General features: G+C 39.4%; 9 protein-coding genes. All 9 read left to right on the top strand.

All coding sequences use genetic code 11. The features are described from left to right. The first annotated feature begins 14 nt into the window (after positions 1–14). The 9 genes from V1497_RS03125 to V1497_RS03165 all read left to right on the top strand — a co-directional run bounded on the left by V1497_RS03125 (position 15) and on the right by V1497_RS03165 (position 19,918). Positions 15–4,748 (top strand): SDR family NAD(P)-dependent oxidoreductase, encoded by a 4,734-nt coding sequence (locus tag V1497_RS03125; RefSeq protein WP_349409518.1) that lies wholly within the window; start codon positions 15–17, stop codon positions 4,746–4,748. A 97-nt stretch (positions 4,749–4,845) separates the two neighbouring features. Further along, positions 4,846–5,781 (top strand): ABC transporter ATP-binding protein, encoded by a 936-nt coding sequence (locus tag V1497_RS03130; RefSeq protein ID WP_349409519.1) that lies wholly within the window; start codon positions 4,846–4,848, stop codon positions 5,779–5,781. Between the two features lie 11 nt (positions 5,782–5,792). Beyond that, positions 5,793–6,932, top strand: coding sequence for an ABC transporter permease (locus V1497_RS03135; RefSeq protein ID WP_349409520.1), 1,140 nt, complete (start codon positions 5,793–5,795; stop codon positions 6,930–6,932). Next, a complete protein-coding gene (locus V1497_RS03140) occupies positions 6,929–8,068 on the top strand; it encodes an ABC transporter permease (protein WP_349409521.1) in 1,140 nt (379 codons plus the stop codon). Before V1497_RS03135 ends, V1497_RS03140 begins: the two co-directional genes overlap by 4 nt. A 334-nt stretch (positions 8,069–8,402) precedes the next feature. Continuing rightward, positions 8,403–8,954 carry a hypothetical protein gene (locus V1497_RS03145; protein WP_349409522.1) on the top strand — a complete coding sequence of 184 codons (552 nt, stop codon included), beginning with the start codon at positions 8,403–8,405 and terminating at the stop codon, positions 8,952–8,954. Between the two features lie 18 nt (positions 8,955–8,972). Next, positions 8,973–9,701, top strand: coding sequence for a thioesterase II family protein (locus V1497_RS03150; RefSeq protein ID WP_349409523.1), 729 nt, complete (start codon positions 8,973–8,975; stop codon positions 9,699–9,701). Between the two features lie 23 nt (positions 9,702–9,724). Next, on the top strand, positions 9,725–10,429 hold the full coding sequence (locus tag V1497_RS03155; protein ID WP_349409524.1) for a 4'-phosphopantetheinyl transferase family protein: 705 nt from the start codon (positions 9,725–9,727) through the stop codon (positions 10,427–10,429). Between the two features lie 204 nt (positions 10,430–10,633). Further along, the gene (locus tag V1497_RS03160) at positions 10,634–11,359 is read left to right on the top strand and encodes a DUF421 domain-containing protein (protein WP_349409525.1); all 726 of its coding nucleotides are present in this window, start codon (positions 10,634–10,636) and stop codon (positions 11,357–11,359) included. Positions 11,360–11,617: 258 nt separating this feature from the next. After that, positions 11,618–19,918, top strand: coding sequence for an Ig-like domain-containing protein (locus V1497_RS03165; RefSeq protein WP_349409526.1), 8,301 nt, complete (start codon positions 11,618–11,620; stop codon positions 19,916–19,918). The last annotated feature ends 26 nt before the right edge of the window (positions 19,919–19,944 follow it).

Here is a 19,944-nt window from a genome sequence, read left to right on the forward strand (position 1 = left end):
AAATTAGGAGGAAGATGATGGATAAATTAAAAAAGTACATTTTAGAGCAAGTTGCTAATAATGATATACCAATTACTGATGCAGAAGAGTATCTAAAACAGATGAATAAAGAAAAGAACAAGGATATTGCTGTTATTGGATTAGATTGTAGGCTTCCAAAAAGTAACAATGCCCAAGAATTTTGGAATAACCTAATTGAAAGAAGAAATTGTCTGGGTGCGTTCCCTGAAAGCCGCTACGAATATGCTGAAACCTTCCAAAAGCATCTTGGTGGTGCGAATGACGACGCTGATTTAGAAAGCTTGAGAAAGAATTATCCATTTAAAGCGGGGTATCTGGATGATATCGATAAATTCGATGCGAATTTCTTTAATATACCTCCTCGAGAAGCGAAGCATATGGATCCTAGGCAGCGGTTCTTCCTTGAAGTTGCTTGGTCTGCGATAGAGGACGCTGGATATAATAAAGAGACATTTTATGGTTCAAAAACTGGGGTGTTTGTTGGCGAAGATAAGACCGGATCCACTTTTTACCGAATGATTGTAGAGGATGATCCACTAATTTATACCGGTACTTGGGAAGGGATTTTAGCTAGTCGATTATCCTATATATTCAATTTGAGAGGACCTGCTCTTGTTGTTGATACTGCATGTTCGGCAGGGTTAGCAGCCCTTCATCAAGCCGTTAAATCTATTAGAAATGGCGAATGTGAAATGGCTGTTGCTGGTGGTGTTGCTATGGGAACAGTACCACAAAGACAGTCCAGTGAATCAGATGATGTAATTGCATCTGTACAATCCATTGATAACAATGTCCGTACATTCGATAAAGATGCTTCCGGTACAATCTTTGGTGAAGGTGTGGCGGCTGTATTGGTCAAAACGCTAGATAAAGCAATTGAAGATGGAGACAATATCTATGGAGTAATTAAAGGTACAGCTATTAATAATGACGGTGCTTCCAATGGTATTACTGCACCTAGTGTTAAAGCACAGGAAGAAGTTATTATAAATGCCCTGAAGGATGCTGAACTTCAACCAGAAGATATTGATTATATTGAAGCTCACGGTACAGGAACATTATTAGGAGATCCGATTGAGATAAAAGGTATTACACAAGCATTCTCTAAATTCACAAATAAAAAACAGTTTTGTGGTGTTGGAACTGCTAAGACCAATATCGGGCACACAGTAGGAACGTCGGGGATTGCCGGATTGATTAAAGTTCTACTTTCAATGCGTAAGGAAAAAATTCCACCGATGCGGGAATTCAATGAAGCGAATCCACATATCGATTTCGTCAATTCTCCTCTATATATGGCATCTGAGGCCATTGATTGGTCTAAAGGGAAAAATAATAAAAAAAGGACCGCAGCTGTTAGTGCATTTGGATTCAGTGGAACAAATGTACATGTAATTGTAGAAGAACCACCTGAGCTCGAAAGTGCATCTTTAAATCGAGGAACAGAGGCTATTACATTCTCTGCAAAAACTGAACAGTCTCTTTGGAAGAACTTACAGAATTTCAAAGGTTTCCTGGAGAGAGAAAAGGATATCAATCTATCACAATTAGCCTATACGATGAATGTGTGTAAAGGCCATTATGAATATAGATTAGCTATGATCGTATCTAGTATTGACGAAATTAAAGAAAAAATAGATTCCATATTGCACACTGGATTGGATCTAATTGAAGAAGATCGTGTATATTATGGAATCCATAAAGTAGTGTCTGACAAGAAACAATCCAAGCAACAACATGATTTAACAGAGAGTGAGAGAAGAGACCTAACTACAGCTGCAAATGAAGGAATTGGAAAATGGAAAGAAGAAGTTGAAGGTGTTCCGTTTAATGTAATAATTGGTATCTGTAAACGATATGTAAAAGGAGGAACAGTAGATTGGGCTGAATTATACAAAGAAGAGAAGCTGCGTAAAATCAGTGTTCCGACATACGCATATGAAAAGAAATATTATTGGGGGAAACCTAAGGAAAAACGATCTGCTAAAAAGGCATATGAAAAATCATATGATCATCCATTTATCGAGAACTTAGTAATTAGTACATCTGAGGTAGACATTTATTCTGTTAAACTCAGTATAGAATCTCATTGGGCTGTAAAAGATCATGCAATCTTAGGGAAGAATATGATGTCAGGTACTAGTTTTGTAGAAATGATCAGAGCTGTCGGTGCTTTGTATTACAAAAACGAGAGTATCGCCATTAACGATGTTATGTTCCAGGTACCTTTGATTGTGGAAGAGGATGAAGTGAAGGAAGCACGTGTCCTTGTAAAGAAATTAGTGGATCATCATGAAATTAAAGTAGAAACAAGAGTTGGCGATTCAGAGTGGATTACACATGCTACAGGATCTGTGTCTGAGTTTGAGAGCGCGAGTAAGCGTATCAATGTATCCTCATTGTTAGGACGAAACGATTTCAAGCACTTAGAAGTCGAAGAAGGTTTTATGCAGGCTTCGTCAATGGGTGTTATTGGATTTGGTGAAAGATGGGATGTAGTTAAAGGAGTCAGAAAGAATGAAAAGGAAGCGATTGCAGAAGTCGAGTTGGATAATAAATTCCGCGATGATCTAAAGATGTTCCACTTACATCCATCGTTATTAGATAATGCAGTTAATAATCTAGGTACAGTAACATTTGGAGAAGGAATGTTTTTACCGTTTTCTTATAAAAAGATTCGCTTCTATCGACCAATGACAAAGGAAATCATCAGTCATGCAATACTAGCAGATGATCATATTGAAAAATCAAAAAGAGAAATGCTCACATTTAATATTACCCTTATGGATACAGAAGGAAACATCATCGCTGAAATTGAAGAATATCGCACTAAAAAAGTTAAGAAACCAAGTGAGATCAGCGGTAAAACCACACAATACCATAAAGTAAGATGGGTGAAAGGCGAACAAGAAAGCTTTCCAATTTGGAATGGCAAGACAGCACTAATCTTTACTGATGGAACGGGTGAATACCAAAAAATAGTTAAGAAAATTCAGGATTTTAACGGAGAAGTAATTGAAGTCCACGAAGGCGATTCCTTCAAACAATTAGATGACAATGTGTTTACTATCGATAAATCTGAGGCTTCATTCACTCAACTTGCAACAAACATCAATGTTTCTGCAATTACACATGTCATCCATATGGCCTCAATAACAGACCGATCTGACTATCTTGACATGGAACAATTCCAAGACGAGAAAGTGAAAAGTGTCGATTCAATCTTCAATCTAACAAAAGCACTGATTAATAACGGTATGCGAAATAAGGTGGAATACAATCTAATTACGAAGAATGCATATGACATAACTGGAGAGGAAAAGTATATTTCACCACTAGCAACTGCTATGGCATCCCTAGGGAAAGTCATACCGTTAGAGTACCCGAATATTGTTTGTAAAGGGATAGACATTTCACATAATGTACCAACAGATTCAATATTTAATGAAATTTGTAAAGAATTAAATGGTGATGATGAGTTACAACACATTTATCGTGTTGCTTTGAGAAATGAAGAACGGTATTTTGAGAAAGTTTATAAGTTAGATAAAATCCAAGATTTTAAGAAGCTTGAAACAGATATAAAAGAAGAAGGCACATACATCATTACTGGAGGAACTGGGGCGATCGGAGTACAAGCTTCAAAATATCTAGCGAGCGAAGCAAATGTAAATCTATCCTTCCTTGTTCGATCGAAGTTGCCTGATAGAGTCGAATGGGACGCTATTGTAGAAGCAGGAATAGATAAGAAAACAATTGGTATCATCAATAACATTCGTGATATTGAAAGTACAGGATCAAAAGTTCAAACGTACTCTTGTGACATTTCATCTTATGATGATGTAAAACGAGTAATAGATGAAATCAAGCAGACACAGGGGAAAATTAATGGCATCGTCCACTGTGCTGGGGTCCCTGGAGAAGGATATATAGTCCGCAAAGATAAGAAGATCTTTGACAGTGTAATCAGTCCAAAAGTTGAAGGGACATGGATTTTGGATAGCTTGACTAAAGATCAGGATTTAGACTTCATGGTCTTATGTTCATCAATGATGACTTTTATTGGAGCGCCAGGGCAAGCTGATTATGTCGTCGGAAATACCTTTTTAGATGGCTATGCGCAAAAACGTAATAAGGAAGGCAGACGCACGATTACCATCAATTGGACTGCTTGGTCTGATGCTGGTATGGCAGCTGCCAAAGATATAAGAGGAGGAAAAAGCCTGTTTACACCTTTAACCTCAGAAGAGGGACGGGAAGTATTTGGGGAAATCATCCAAAGTGATATAACGAACTTGGTAACAGGTGATCTAAACCATGACATCGCCTTACAAACAGGATTGCATTATGAATACATGATGAAATTGTCTGACGAGGTGAAAGCACCGATCCAAAGGTTAATTAGAAAAATGGAAAATGAAAGTCATAAAGAAGAAGTTAAGGAAAATAGTGAAATTTTAATCGTCGGAAAGAACGATGGTAATTACACTGAGATTGAAAAGAAACTGGCCATCATCTATGGCAGCGTTTTAAATCTCGATGAGATTGATATCTATGACAGCTTTAGTGATATGGGAGGAGACTCCATTGTCGCTACCCAATTATTGAAAGGAATTGATCATGAATATCCAGGAATAGTCGACATTACGGATATTTTTTCAAAAGCGACAGTAATTGAAATGGCACATCATGTGGAAGAAAGAACCGTCGAATCCGTAAACGCTTAGTATGCAACCAGGGATTTGGAGCTGTCCAGAAACTTGTAACCAGGTTTACATGGACAGCCCCATTACCTTAAATCATTTAATACTGGAGGGATAAAGGTTGGCTATTCAAATAGATCGATTAACAAAAAGGTATAAAGATAAAGTAGCGGTCAATGAAGTCAGTTTACATATTAAAGAAGGGGAAATGTACGGAATCATTGGACCCAACGGTGCAGGGAAGACAAGCACCATCAAAGCGATTTGTGGTATTTCCAATTTTGATTCTGGAGAAATCAAAATTTTTGATAAAGACATTCAAAAGAATGGTAGAGAAATCAAGAAGTTAATAGGGGTCGTTCCCCAAGAGATCGCACTCTTTGAAGATTTAACTGCATATGAGAATGTACAATTCTTCGGAAAGTTATATGGCGTACCAGCTGATCAACTTAAGGAAAAAATCAAACAGGCTCTTGAATTTACAGGACTTTTTGAAAAAAGAAAGCATTTACCTAAAACCTTTTCAGGCGGAATGAAAAGAAGGTTAAATATTGCTTGTTCCATTGTTCATGAACCCAAATTGTTAGTGATGGATGAACCAACGGTAGGTATTGATGCACAATCCAGAAATCATATACTGAATTCAATCAGAAAGTTGAATGAAAAAGGCACTACCATTATTTACACCTCCCATTATATGAAGGAAGTAGAAGAGATCTGTAATAGAATCTGCATTTTAGACCACGGTGTTGTTAAATTGGAAGGTAGTTATGACGAAATTAGAAATGATGTGTTTCTTGGGCAGAAAATCATTCTCACCTTATCAAAAGTGAATGATGACATCTTGAAAGATATCAATAATATTCCAAGTGTAGAGTCCTCTGAATTTAAAGGAAATACCTTAACTGTAGCATGTAATAGAACTGATGGTGAAATTCTAGGGAATATCATTGGAGTTGTAAAAAGCCATAACTCTGACATTACAAATGTAGACATAGAAGAAGTTTCTCTAGAAGGGGTCTACCTGAAAATCACTGGAGAAGGAATCAGGGACTAGGAGGAAATTGAATGACTAATATTCTTACTATAGCGTGGAATAACATTAAACGAAATGCTAAAGAAAAACGAGTCATTATTATGATGGTTATCTTCCCGATTGTGCTCATCCTAATTCTTGGCAATGCACTTAAAACTTCGTTTGAACCAACCAGCATGGGAGAAATTAATGTAGGGTTTTTAAATAATGACAATGAAGAAATCTCAAAACAATTTGAAGAGTTCTTATATAGTGATGAAGTAACCGACATTGTTGATATTAAAAAGGTAAGTTCATTCGAGGATGGAAAAAGCCAATTAGATGAAAATAAAATCGATTCCTTTATTTATATCAGCGAGGGCTATACAAGTGCTGTGGGATCTAGTGATAAAAAAGCAGAAATCGAAGTTGTAAGTTCTGATGTAGCCGGTTATAAATCAACAGTGGTAACAAGTATCGTAGATTCCTTTATTAATGGTGCAAATGTGACCAGCGCACTGAATCAGTTAACAAATGAGGGTAGTACTGTTTCAAGGTATGAGGGAGAAGATGTCGTCAAGGATGTTGTCATCACGGCATCGGGTAATAAACCTAGAGCTATAGATTACTATGCTATCACCATGTTCGTCATGATTTTGATGTATGGAATAGCATTTGTTTCTGAAAGTCTAAGTGAAGAAATGTTTGGTACTATGAAAGAACGATTTAGAAGTCTACCTGTGAAAACGCATGAAATGTTTATAGGGAAGACCCTGGGATCCCTCGTGTTATTATTCATGCAAGGGCTGATAATCTTTGGAATAACGAAATATGGATTCAATGTTGATTGGGGAAATAATTTTGGGTTTGTATTGTTAATGCTCTTGATTATCAGTTTATTCGCAACAGCTTTTGGAATCATGTTGTGTACAGTTGCTAAAAATGTCGACCAAATACGTGGTCTGATCAATATGCTGGTTCCTCTGTTCACTTTTATTGGCGGAGGCTATTTTACAATCGACCTTGGGTTTTTGAAATATCTGTCACCAAATTACTTGATGCAGTCTGCATTCTTTAACAATATATACGGCGGAAATGCAGGAACTACACTGACTTACATTCTTGTATTAGTTGGATTAATTGGAGTAATCAGTCTATTATCCGTCATTCAAGGAAGGAGGAAACTCGCTTGATTTTGCTTCGTAATAATTTTAAAAGGATACTAAAGAAGAGAAGCAACTGGTTTTTCATCATCGCTTTGCCTATTGTTTTGATGACGGTTTTGGTGATGTCAGGAACAGTATCAAACACCTATTACTTAGGAGTTAGTGATAATGATGAAACGAAATTCACACAAACATTCATCAATGAACTAAGTAATAAATATGACATTGTAGAATTAAAGGAAAATGAGGTAAGAGATGCTGTCATTAATTCAGAAGTCGATTATGCTCTCGTCATAAAGGAAGGGACTACTGAAAGTATCATCAATGGTAAGCTACAAGAAGTTGAAGCCTATAGTATCCAGGAATCTAATATTTCTGTACCGTTAAGGATATTTGTAAATAGCTACTTATCTGCTGCAAGGGGCATCGGAATGGAAGTTGCAGGAGATGAAAAAAAGTTCTATGAAGGTATGAACTTCTATCTGGATGGAAAATTCGAGATGAATGATTCGACGGTTTCATCTGATTCTGCGAAAAAAGAAGATATCATGAGAAGTTTAGGGTTCTTGGTGTTATCCATGGTCATACTATTAACCTTTTCAACTACAAGCACTTTAAAGGATAAGATGTCCGGCTTATACACAAGAATACACACTGGTCCCATCACAAAAGCAAGTTATGAAATCCAGACGTTTCTAAGCTATGTATTCATAGCGGTGTTTCAGTTGTTCATCGTATTTTTGATAATGATGTATGGTTTGGGTATGGACATCGTAGATATCTTTGTTCCACTATTCCTAGTCATGCTTTTGTTTGCAATAGGTTGTGTTGCATTGGGTACCTTTGTTACAAGCATATCGAATAATCCCACACAAGCAGGTGCGGTCTTAAATGTCGTTAATATACCGATGTGTATGTTAGGTGGAGCTTTATGGCCGGTAGAGATAATGCCGGAAGTGTTAAGAAACATTTCTGTGTTATTTCCTACAACCTGGGTTCTACAAGCATCTGAGAAGATTCTTGAAGGTGAAGCCCTTAGCTCACTCGGTATAGAAATTTCTATATTATCTGGATTCATATTGGTATTTTTAGCTTTAAGCATCATTGAGTTCAAGCTGCCGAAAGTCATGCGTACAGCGAAAGTAAAGAGTGTTGATATGTAACCTCTGACGGTACGGTAGCATCTATCCGTCTGATGAATCAGTTGGGGATGAATAGGTCTCCAACTGATTATCGGATTGGGAATAATTTTAATCGAGGTGCAATATGCCGAAAAAAGTAAGTAATACCTATCATTCTTGGTTGCAAGGAAATCAAAAGAATCATAGTTTCACTGATTATTTTATTCGATACAGTTTAATTATTTGTGCAATAATTTTAGGGATTACTTTATTTGCAAGTATTTTTAAAGTGGACATTTACATATTTCCTCTGTTTTATTTTGGTAAACTTACTATTCTTTCTTTTATCATAGGTATTCTTGCTGTATGGGTCCATTTGAGAATCTATACAATCAACAATGATATAAATCGGTTGATTTGGGTTCGAAGAAGAACGACTCGAAAGATAGATCGAAAAGGAAACATGATTGGAATTATTTTTTTATTGGCTTTAATGTTCTCAATTATTTACATGTATACAAAACATGGAACCTTGTTTTTCTTTGGATTGAAGCAAGGGGATGGAAGCTATCAGATATCTAGTTGGTTAGATCGGGATGTCGAGAAAAGTATATTTATACTTGTGATTGTACTGATTCTTATTGCTATCTTTGATTTACTCGTTCAAGCTTTCTTAAAGAGTTACAGTTTAATGGCATTGATGTCCTGTGTTCAAATTATTATCCTTTTTCTCATCAATAATCGTGTATTTACTGAGCCAGTCGTGATGGATTTCTCTCATTATTCCATTGAAGACTATGTGTACATAGGTCTATTTATATTGTTCATTTTCATTATGCTTCAATTAATCATTACGCTTATCATTCGTTTAATTAATTTCATGCTGTTCATACATGACAGAATGTTAAAAGAAGACATGCAACTCTAAGTAGGAAGGGTGAGAGCTATGAGTAAAATCAAGTTTTTTTGTTTACCACATGCAGGAGGATCTGCATCTGTTTATTTACCTTGGTCAAAAACAATTACACACAATGTTGAATTCAAACCTATTGAATACCCTGGGAGAGGGTACTTGGCAAAAGAGCATTTATGTTCCACGATTAATGAGATTGTAGATGCTGTATTTGAAACAATTATCAGTATGCTGGATAAAGACGAAGAATATGTTATATACGGACATAGCATGGGAAGTTTAGTGACATACGAATTAACTTATAAACTGATGGAAAATGGTTTTAAGAAACCCTTGCATTTAATCTTATCAGGTGGGAAAGCTCCTCAGAGGAGAACAAAAAAGAAAGACGGTCATGCTCTCCCTCTTGATGAATTTGAAGAATTTGTCTCACAGTATGGTGGAAAACAAATCGATATGATATTTCAGAATGAAGAGTTGAAAAATTATTTCATTCCCATCTTAAGGTCGGATATTAAAATCGTAGAGGAATACATTTATCAACCACCTGAGTATCTGTTAAATACGAATATATCTATATTAATTGGTGAAGATGATGAAAGTACATCTTGGGAAGACATAAAAGAATGGAGTGATATAACCACAGGTGAGTGTCAATTCTATTATTTTAAAGGCGGACACTTTTTTGTCCAGGAGTACAAAAGTGATGTATTAAAAGAAATCAATAACATTATAGACTCAATAACGGAATATTCTTATTAAGTAAATAATCATTGGAGGACTTAATGACCCCAGGAGTGTACGCTGTAAAGATCCCTAATAAGTTGGAAGAAAAACAGTTTTCTGCACTTTTATCTTTTGTAGATAAAGATAAGAACAAACGCATTAATAAGTTTATGAATAGGAAGGACAAAATCCGATCGTTGATTGGGGATACTTTAATTCGCTGTTTAATATCTAAACATTTAAACATTCCGAACAAAGCAATTAATTTTGAAGTTAATGAGTATGGTAAGCCGAGTTTAAAAGCTTGGAATCAATTTCACTTCAACATATCTCATTCTGGAGATTGGGTGGTAGCAGCAATTGATAATAAACCCATTGGAATTGATGTTGAAACTATGGGCTCAATCGAATACATAGAGATTGCAAAAAGTTTTTTTAGTCAGAAAGAATATCAATGGTTACTTTCTCAGGATGATAAAAGGAGAAAAAAGTGTTTTTACAAGCTTTGGACTTCGAAAGAAAGTTACATAAAACTAATGGGAAAAGGTTTGTCCATACCATTAGAGTCGTTTTCAGTTCTATTTGAGGGCGATGATCTATACGTAAATATAGATAATGATCTAGATATGAAAAAAAACCATAGGTTAAGGGTGTTTTCTATCGATTCTGATCATTTATTAGCTGTTTGCTCCAATAAAGATCTGTCTCAAATTAAAGTAGTATTTAAAGACTATAAAGAGTTATTTTCTTGTTTAGGAAGCTGAAAAAGCATTCCAAAAACAATAACATAAAGATGTACGCACCTTACTTTTTTACACACAATGTTAAGAGACTTCCAAATACTTAGAGAGGTCTCTTTTTTGTGTGTTGTAAAACCTAAATGTCCAGTCTCTTCTTACTTTGTTTGCTTGTATAGGAACTCTTGGGTTTGTAAACGCTAAGTTATCATGTATGTGACGGAGGAATGAATGTTGGAGCTGGCAAGAGACTTACTCATCTTAGTTGGGAGAGTCATCACGATTCTTCCTTTGCTATTAGTGGTGGCCTTGTTCATGGGGAAGCGTTCCATAGGCGAACTCCCTGTATTTGATCTACTGATCTTACTAACATTAGGTTCAGTTGTCGGAGCAGATATAGCGGAGCCGGACGTAATACATATTCATACGATTGTAGCGATTATCCTAATTGGATTACTTCAAAAGCTTGTGGCGAAATGGAAAATCATGAACCGGAAGTTCGGGAAACTGGTGACATTCGAACCGACAGTCGTCATTCAAGATGGATCCTTCATCATCGAAAACCTGAAAAACATGCAGTATTCCATCGACAATATTCTTCTCATGTTACGAGAGAAAGATGTTTTTGATATATCAAACGTAAAACTAGGAATCATTGAGGCAAACGGACAATTGACCGTACTGAGGAAGCCTGAAAAATCACCGGTCACCATTGAAGACTTGCAATTGTATAAATCGAAGGTCGATTTGGCTTACCCCTTAATTGTCGAGGGAAACCTCTATCGAGAGGTGTTTGAGGTCGTCAATATAAATGAAAGATGGTTGAAAACAAAGCTCAAAAACCTTGGATTTACAGATTATGAGGAGGTCTTCTTTGCATCCATTGATGAAAGGAAAAACCTTCATGTATCTAAGAGGAACATGGATGCCACACAAGTCCCACCTATCTATCATTGAATATTTACTCGAATGTGAAAATACCCCTCTGAGACTGGGGGTATTTTTTTGTTGTAGATAAAATGCATCTTTAGGTACCGAGGTTATATATCGAAAGTAGTATTCGACACGAAAAGAGGTAAATACCTTCAAATTCTCCCTCGCTTCGACGATAAAACCAGTAGTACGGAGCCATTCATGTAATGTTTTTATCGAAGTAATTCAGCTATTTGAGAGCCTAGAAAGATATTGAACTGTGAATGGTAAAGGAGAGAATTGATGAGTAAAAAAAGATTGGCAACAATCACGAAAGCAGGAATTGTCTCAAGCTTACTGATTACCCCTTACAACAATATCGGAAATGCTGCAGAACATAGCGGATCTCCAGTTGTAAATTGGGAATCAGTTTCATTTGTCCCTTATAAAAAGAGTGATGGGACATTGCTATTCGATCCTGCAAATGAACCTGGAATCAGTCCAGATGAAGTGGATTTTGTAAGTGGTTATTCAAAGGGATCTGGAGAGATGCCTTCTTTCTATGTAGGCAGTGATGGATCTCATATGTTCTTTCGAATGAGATTACTTGAAAGCCCTTATGATCGAAAAGGTGGATTCCTATCTTCTGTTTGGTTTGTCCAAATTGCTGAAAACGGTGTCCATAAAGCAACTGTTGGTATTAATGGGAAGTCACCGCATGAGGATTATATTTATGTATCAAATGAGAAAGGGACTGTTGTAAATAAAGTGAATTCGACAGATGGTTCAGGAAACAATGTGCCAGGCACACGGATTGTCGAAGCTGAGAACGGTCAATTCTTTTTGGATTTTCAAGTGCCAATCAGCAAAGTGAATGAGGTGGCACCATCCATTACGGCAAATTCGAATGTCCAGTTTTTCTTTGGAACGTCTAAGGCAGCTAACCTATCTGTTATTAACAAGGATTATATGGGACCTAATGATGGTGGATCCTTCGAGGATTCTGCAAGCGTCACTTTAAGTCCAGAATTATCTTTTGTCATACCTTCTGTAGAAATTACAAGTCCTGCTGGTTTTGATACGAATACGTTAACGTTTACTGGTACAACAACAAAAGCAGCTGACGGAAGTACAGTTGAAATGACGATCAATGGTCAAACGTATGAAACGACAGTTGTGAACAACACGTGGAGCTATACTTTGCCTGAACCGTTGAATGACGGGAGCTATACGCTGACGGTTAAGGTAAAGAATGAACACAATAATATTGCGACGACCAAGCAAGGAATCCAGGTCGGTAATCCGATTTCCATTGACGGGGGATCTACGATTCAAGTGAGTTCATTCCCAACAACAATCTCTGGGACGTTTTCAAATGAAAATGGCGGCAGTAAGAAAATCGAATTGTTCATCAAAGACGAGGCTGGGAACGTACTTCATAATATTAGGAATATCCAGGTGAATTCTACGACTCAGAAGTGGAGTAAGGATGTTTCTTTTAGTTTGGGAAAAGGCACTTATACGATTGAAGCCGTAGAAGATGTTAAGAATAATGCCGGTTTGCCGAGAGCAGCCCAAACAGTCATAATCGATAATCAAATCGATGTATCGATCTCAAGTCCAAGTAACAATACGAGCTCAGAAGATCCAATGCCGACGATAACGGGTAGCGCTGACCCCCATGCAAAAGTGGTCGTTTTTATTGATGAGGTTTTTTATCGTGAAGTAACTGCGGATTCAACTGGGAATTGGACGTTGGAAATAGGGAAGGCTTTATCACCTGGTACCCACACGTTCAAAGCGAGAGCAACAGATGAAATTGGAAATACAAAAGAAACATCATCAATAAATTACACCGTAACCTCTTTAGATATCAGCATAGCCAATGGGAGTAACGTTCAATTGAATGATAATATCCCAACGATTCGAGGCCGTACGACTGCACCAGATGGGAGCGTTGTGGATGTTCAAATCGGTACGCGAGAGACCATGAAAGCCACTGTTAAAAATGGCAGATGGTCAGCCGACGTACTGAATCCGTTAGACGATGGGCCACATACGATTACTGCGAATGTGTCCAGTGGAGGAATGACAGCAACAGCTACTCAACAACTGACGATTGATTCCTCAACCTTCGTCACCATTACCACACCGGAAAACCAAAAGGTGACGGAGAATAAACGAGAACCGATCCAAGGTACAGCAGAACCGAATGCCACCATCGGGATCAATCTAAATGATGGTGAGATTGTACGGACAGCATTTGCAGATGGAACTGGAAATTGGTCATTTGTGCCTTCCGAAGATTTGGAAGTGGGGCAATACGATGCGAGGATTACCGCTTCAGACGTAAATGGGAATGTTGCGACAGAATCGACTTCTTTTTCCGTAAATGCCCCTGGAAACCAACTCCCGTCAACACAAAACTACACCCTGACAACGGTTAAAAATGAGTTGCTTAGCGGTACGGTTGAAGGAACGGATCCAGATAATGATCCACTATCCTTTAACCTTGGAACAGAGGCAGCCAACGGGACAGTCAATGTAAACGTAGACGGAACATGGACATATACACCAGACACAGACTATACAGGAAGCGATCAATTTACGGTAAAAGTATCAGATGGTAAGGGTGGTGTCGCTTATTCCACGGTTGTGATTGAGGTGACAGAACCACCGAATCAACCACCTACGACCGTAGACTATGAGATAGAGACTTTAATGAATACGCCTGTAAGCGGAATAATCTCTGCTGAGGATCCAGATGGAGATGTACTCACATATAGATTGAAAACAACTGCAACGAAAGGGACAGCTACCGTCACTTCTGAAGGGAATTGGGAATATACCCCTAATGAAGGTTATGTAGGGCCCGATCATTTTGTGGTAGAGATTGATGATGGAAACGGTGGAATAACCACTTCTACTGTCTCAATTACAATCAAAGAACCGCCTAATCAGCTCCCTGAAGTCGGTAATTACAATGAATCCACTGTTAAAAATACGCCTGTAAGTGGAAAAGTGTCGGGTACGGATGCTGATGGGGACACGTTGACATATAGTATGAAAACTAGTCCAAATCATGGAAGTGTAGAATTTCAATCAGATGGAAATTGGACATACACACCTGGAGCAGATTATGTCGGTCCAGACAGCTTCACGGTGGAGGTTTCAGACGGAAAGGCTAGTGTCATTTCAGAAATATCCTTAAATGTGATAGAACCTGAAAATAAACTACCTATCGTAGACAATTACAATGTTAAAACTGAGCAAAACCAAGCTGTGGATGGGGCTGTGGAAGCAACCGATCCAGATGGAGATCCATTAACGTACACGATCGGTGAAGTACCAGCACATGGGACGGCGACCGTTAATGAAACAGGAAACTGGACGTACACTCCAGCTACCGATTACATCGGAACAGACCAGTTCACAATCGAGGTAGCTGATGGAAATGGTGGTACAGTTACTTCGACCATTTCCGTGAATGTGACGGAACCGATCAATCAGTTGCCTGTAGTTGACAATGCCAGTGTGGAAACCGAGCAAAACCAAGCTGTGGATGGTGTTGTGGAAGCAACCGATCCAGATGGAGATCCATTAACGTACGCGATCGGTGAAGTTCCAGCACATGGGACTGCTACCGTAAACGAATCCGGACACTGGACCTACACTCCAAATGACGATTATATCGGTACAGACTATTTTTCTGTAGAGGTATCAGATGGAAAAGGTGGTATAGTTACCTCAACCATTTCTGTGAATGTAATGGAACCAGTCAATCAGTTGCCTGTTGTCGACAATGCCAGTGTAGAAACGGAACAAAATAAAGCTGTCGCAGGTCTCGTTAAAGCTTCGGATCCAAATGGCGATCCATTAACGTACGCGATCGGTGAAGTTCCCGTTCATGGAACGGCTACCGTAAACGACTCCGGAAACTGGACGTACACTCCAGATGCCGACTATATCGGTATGGACCAGTTTTCAGTAAAGGTATCAGATGGGAAAGGTGGGACAGTAGCTTCAACCATTTCTGTTAATGTGACGGAACCGGTCAATCACCTTCCAACAGTGAGTAATTACAGTGAAGAAACTGAAATGAACCAATCTGTTGGTGGGAAAGTAATCGGAAATGATCCGGATAACGATGCGCTTTCCTACAGAATGAAGGAAGCACCAACAAACGGGACAGCTACTGTAAATGCAGATGGGAGCTGGACGTATACACCAGCGACGGATTTTACTGGAGCAGATCAATTTTCAGTAGAGGTATCGGATGGTCGAGGCGGTACAGTTACATCCACCATATCCATCAATGTCCTTGAACCAGTGAACCATATTCCAACAGTGGACAACTACAATGAAAAGACCGAACAGAATACGATGGTTAGTGGCAGAATAACTGGAGCGGATCCGGACGGGGACTCATTAAGTTATATGAAAAATAGTGATCCGAGTAATGGAACTGCCACAGTAGATTCGGATGGAAACTGGTCATATACACCGCATACAGATTTCACTGGTATGGATCAGTTCACTGTACAAGTGTCGGATGGTCGAGGTGGTACAGCCATTTCAACTGTATCCATCAATGTGGCGAAGTCCAATCAATTACCTGTAGCGGACAACTACAATGAACAGATCGAACAAAATACTTCCATCAGTGGAAAAGTAGTTGCAACAGATCCGGATGGGGATAGTCTGATTTACAGCATAAATCGTGCAGCAAGTCATGGTACAGCAGTCGTTAAGGCTGATGGAACTTGGACCTATACACCTAACACAGGTTATGTTGGAACAGATCAATTCACTGTAAAAGTTTCCGATGAAAAAGGCGGAGAAGTAATCTCGACAATCTCCATCAATGTACTTGAGCCAGTGAACCAGTTACCGACAGTCGAAAACGAAAATGTCCAAACGGAACACAATCAGCCTGTAGAGGGGAAAGTAATCGGCCATGATGAAGATGGCGACACACTGACGTATAGCAAAGAAAGTGAACCTGCTCACGGGACAGCCGTCTTGTATGCAGATGGAACTTGGAGCTATACACCAGAGACAGGATACGTTGGAACAGATCAGTTCACTGTAAAAGTCACCGATGGAAAAGGCGGGGAAGCTATTTCCACAATCTCCATCAATGTTCTCGAGCCAGTGAACCAATTACCGACTGTAGACAACTATAATGTGAAAACAGACCATAATATGCCTGTAGAGGGGAAAGTAATCGGCCATGATGAAGATGGCGACACACTAACGTATAGCAAAGAAAGTGAACCTACTCACGGGACAGCCATCTTGAATGCAGATGGAACATGGTCTTATACACCTAACACTGGTTACGTAGGGACGGACCAATTCACAGTAAACGTTTCCGACGGAAAAGGCGGGGAAGCCATTTCCACAATTTCGATCAACGTTCTGGAGCCAGTGAATGAGCTGCCAGTAGTAGATAACTATAATATACAGACGGAACTAAATAGATCTGTTGAGGGTGTTGTAAAAGGAACGGACCCAGATGGAGATCCAATATTCTATAAAAAAGGAAGCGATTCTGTACATGGAATGGTTGAAGTCGGTGAAGACGGCAGTTGGATTTATACACCGAATACCGGATACATCGGTACAGATAGCTTTACAGTAGAGCTATCAGATGGTCGCGGGGGCTTGGCCACATCAACGATCTCGATAAACGTGATGGAACCTGTCAACCAGCTTCCTGCTGTTGACAACTACAATGTGGAAACCGAGCAAAACGTAGCGGTTGAAGGCCGGGTAATGGGAGAAGATCCGGATGGGGACACAGTAACCTACACGATTGGGACAAATCCTGCTCATGGAAAGGTTTCTTTGAACACAGATGGAACGTGGTCGTATACCCCAGAATTTGATTATATCGGCTATGACAGCTTTACTGTTGAAGTTGCGGATGGAAAAGGCGGCGTTGTGATCTCAACAATCTCCATCAACGTGAAAGAACTGGTAAACCATGCTCCGACGGTAGGAAACTATACCGAGACGACTGAAGAAGATACGCCGCTTACAGGTAAGGTTACAGGTGAAGATCCAGATGACGATACGTTGACATATAGTATGGATCATCCACCAGTCCACGGGACTGTCGAAGTGAAAGAAGACGGAACATGGACGTATACACCTGAAGCCGACTATGTCGGTGTCGATCATTTCCGCGTGCTTGTTACGGATGAACAAGGTGCCACAGCTGTATCAACGGTCACAGTAGAAATTACAGAGATGGTCACCAACATCAACATTGATGGCGGGGATGAGCGTAAAACAGTTGACCGTACACCATTAATTGTAGGAGAAGCGGATGCCCAGGAGTTCTCAGATGTATCTGTACAAATTGTCGATGAAAGTGGAAATGTCATTGAAGAAGGTAAGACAAGCCTTGTGGATGGCCGTTGGAGTTATCAGGTCACGCAAGTATTGAAACCTGGCACATTTAAAATTGTTGCAATATTAAAGGGGAAGAATCAAGAAAAGCTGAATCGTGATGAACAAATTCTTGAAATCGAAGCTGCGGAACTGAACCTCGAACTTGTTTCAAGTCCTGCTACTATTGTCGGTGACGGAAAGACAAGGGCGATCTTGACAGCGGTCATTAAGGACTCGAATGGAAAGCCGATCAAGGGAGAAAAGGTTTCATTCTCTACGGAAGCTGGAACACTTGCTTCCAGTGAGTCCTATACGAACGAGAAAGGTGAAGCAATTGTAGAACTTATTTCACCGGATATGAGCGGAACAATCGAAGGACAACGGAAAGTGATCAAGGCTTCGGTTTCCAACCCAGATAAGAACCTTTTCGGAGAAAGTGAAATTGTGGTCCATTTCGTCCCTGCATCTGTGAACGGAGTCATTATGGATTCCAATTTGAATGAACCGATACCAGGCGCGTTGATTGAAATTGAAGAAGATTTCAATCAAGATGGGATCATTGATTTTTCCATTCAAACCTATACCGATGAAAATGGAGCGTATGATATTGCAGTACCATATGCAAATTGGGATTATACGTTGAACGTAACAGCTACGTCCACAGTGGAAGGTCACACCTTCCCGATTGAATATAGCATGACGGCTAAAGTGGGCGAAATCTCAGGAGTCGGCGAAAAGATCAAATCTCAAAAAACAGTATCCGGCCAATTGTATATTTTCGATCAGGTTACCAACTTACCAGAAGGAATCAGCTCGTTTGCAAATGGAGCGAAAGTGAAGCCTGTTGTACTGAATGATGGTTCTGGCAACTTGAAAGTGGATGTAGACGATTCAGGTAAATATACGATTACTGGCGGAGAAGCAGGCCAAACCTACGATATCCTTTTGAACGTAGAAGTAACGGATAAGAATGGAGCTTCCCACTTACTTGTAGGGAAAAAAATCAGTGTCAAGGTTCCGGAAGATGGCGTGTCAGAAGTTCAAACAACATTGATTGATCCATATGGGATCATCATCGATGATGAAACAGGCTTACCGATTGAAGGCGTCAACGTACAGTTATACTGGGCTGATACAGAACTGAACAGGAATAAAGGGAGAACACCTCATACCTTAGTAAATTTGCCGATTCTTGAGGGCTTTGCACCAAATGATAATCGGGTTCCTCAATTTTCTACTGCTGGAGGAGCTTATGCATGGATGGTCTTTCCAGATGGCGATTATTACATTGTTGCTGAGAAAGACGGCTATGTGACCTATGACAGCCGCACTGAAGGCAGAGACCGGGAAGCGGGGCCTGGTGAAGACAGCTATATCCGAGAGGGAATCATTCATGTGGGACAAACGATCGTCGAATATGATTTCTCGATGACAGCAATCAATGATTCAGAGGAGCCGGCTAATCAGGCACCTACGATTCGGGATTATCAGTTCAAGGTGAAACAAGATACCGTATTGAGCGAGAAAGTGACTGGAAACGACTTGGATGGTGACGCCCTTACTTACAGATTGCTTACTCTACCGAACAACGGTACGATAACGGTTCAACCAGATGGATCGTTCACTTACACACCATTGCCAGGTTTTAAAGGTAATGATCAGTTTACGATTGAAGTATCAGATGAACATGGAGAGACAGCTCGTTCCACAATCAATATCATCGTTGAGGAAAATGCCACAGATGACAGTACGACCAATTTCTTGGTCGAAACGTTTGAAAACCGTTCCATCAGTGGAAATCTAAAAGACTTGAATGTTGTGAATCCGAAGGATATTCAAGTGAAGTCTCCGGATAACGGGAAGGTAGATGTCGACCTGAACAACCTGAACTGGGTCTATACACCGGATAAGGACTTTACAGGTAAGGATCGCTTTACAATCCTGTATCATGACGAAGCGGGTGTGCTTTATACCATTTATGTAGATGTTGTCGTTCATGAAAGCAATGTACCTATCGGCCATGACCCAGGTGAAGACAATTCGAACGATCCGGCTCCAAAGGTAGGAGAGGATTTGACAGAGTTACCGAAAACGGGGTCTCTTCTCGATCGTAATCTATTAGTAAGCCTGGCTAGCCTGTTGGGAGTTTCAGGACTATTAATGAGAAGATTTGGTCGACGAAATGAGGATGAAGAAACAAGGTAACAGCTAGCGTTGATTTGACTCTAAAA

Source organism: Pseudalkalibacillus sp. SCS-8 (assembly GCF_040126055.1).
Classification (GTDB): Bacteria; Bacillota; Bacilli; order Bacillales; family Fictibacillaceae; genus Pseudalkalibacillus; species Pseudalkalibacillus nanhaiensis.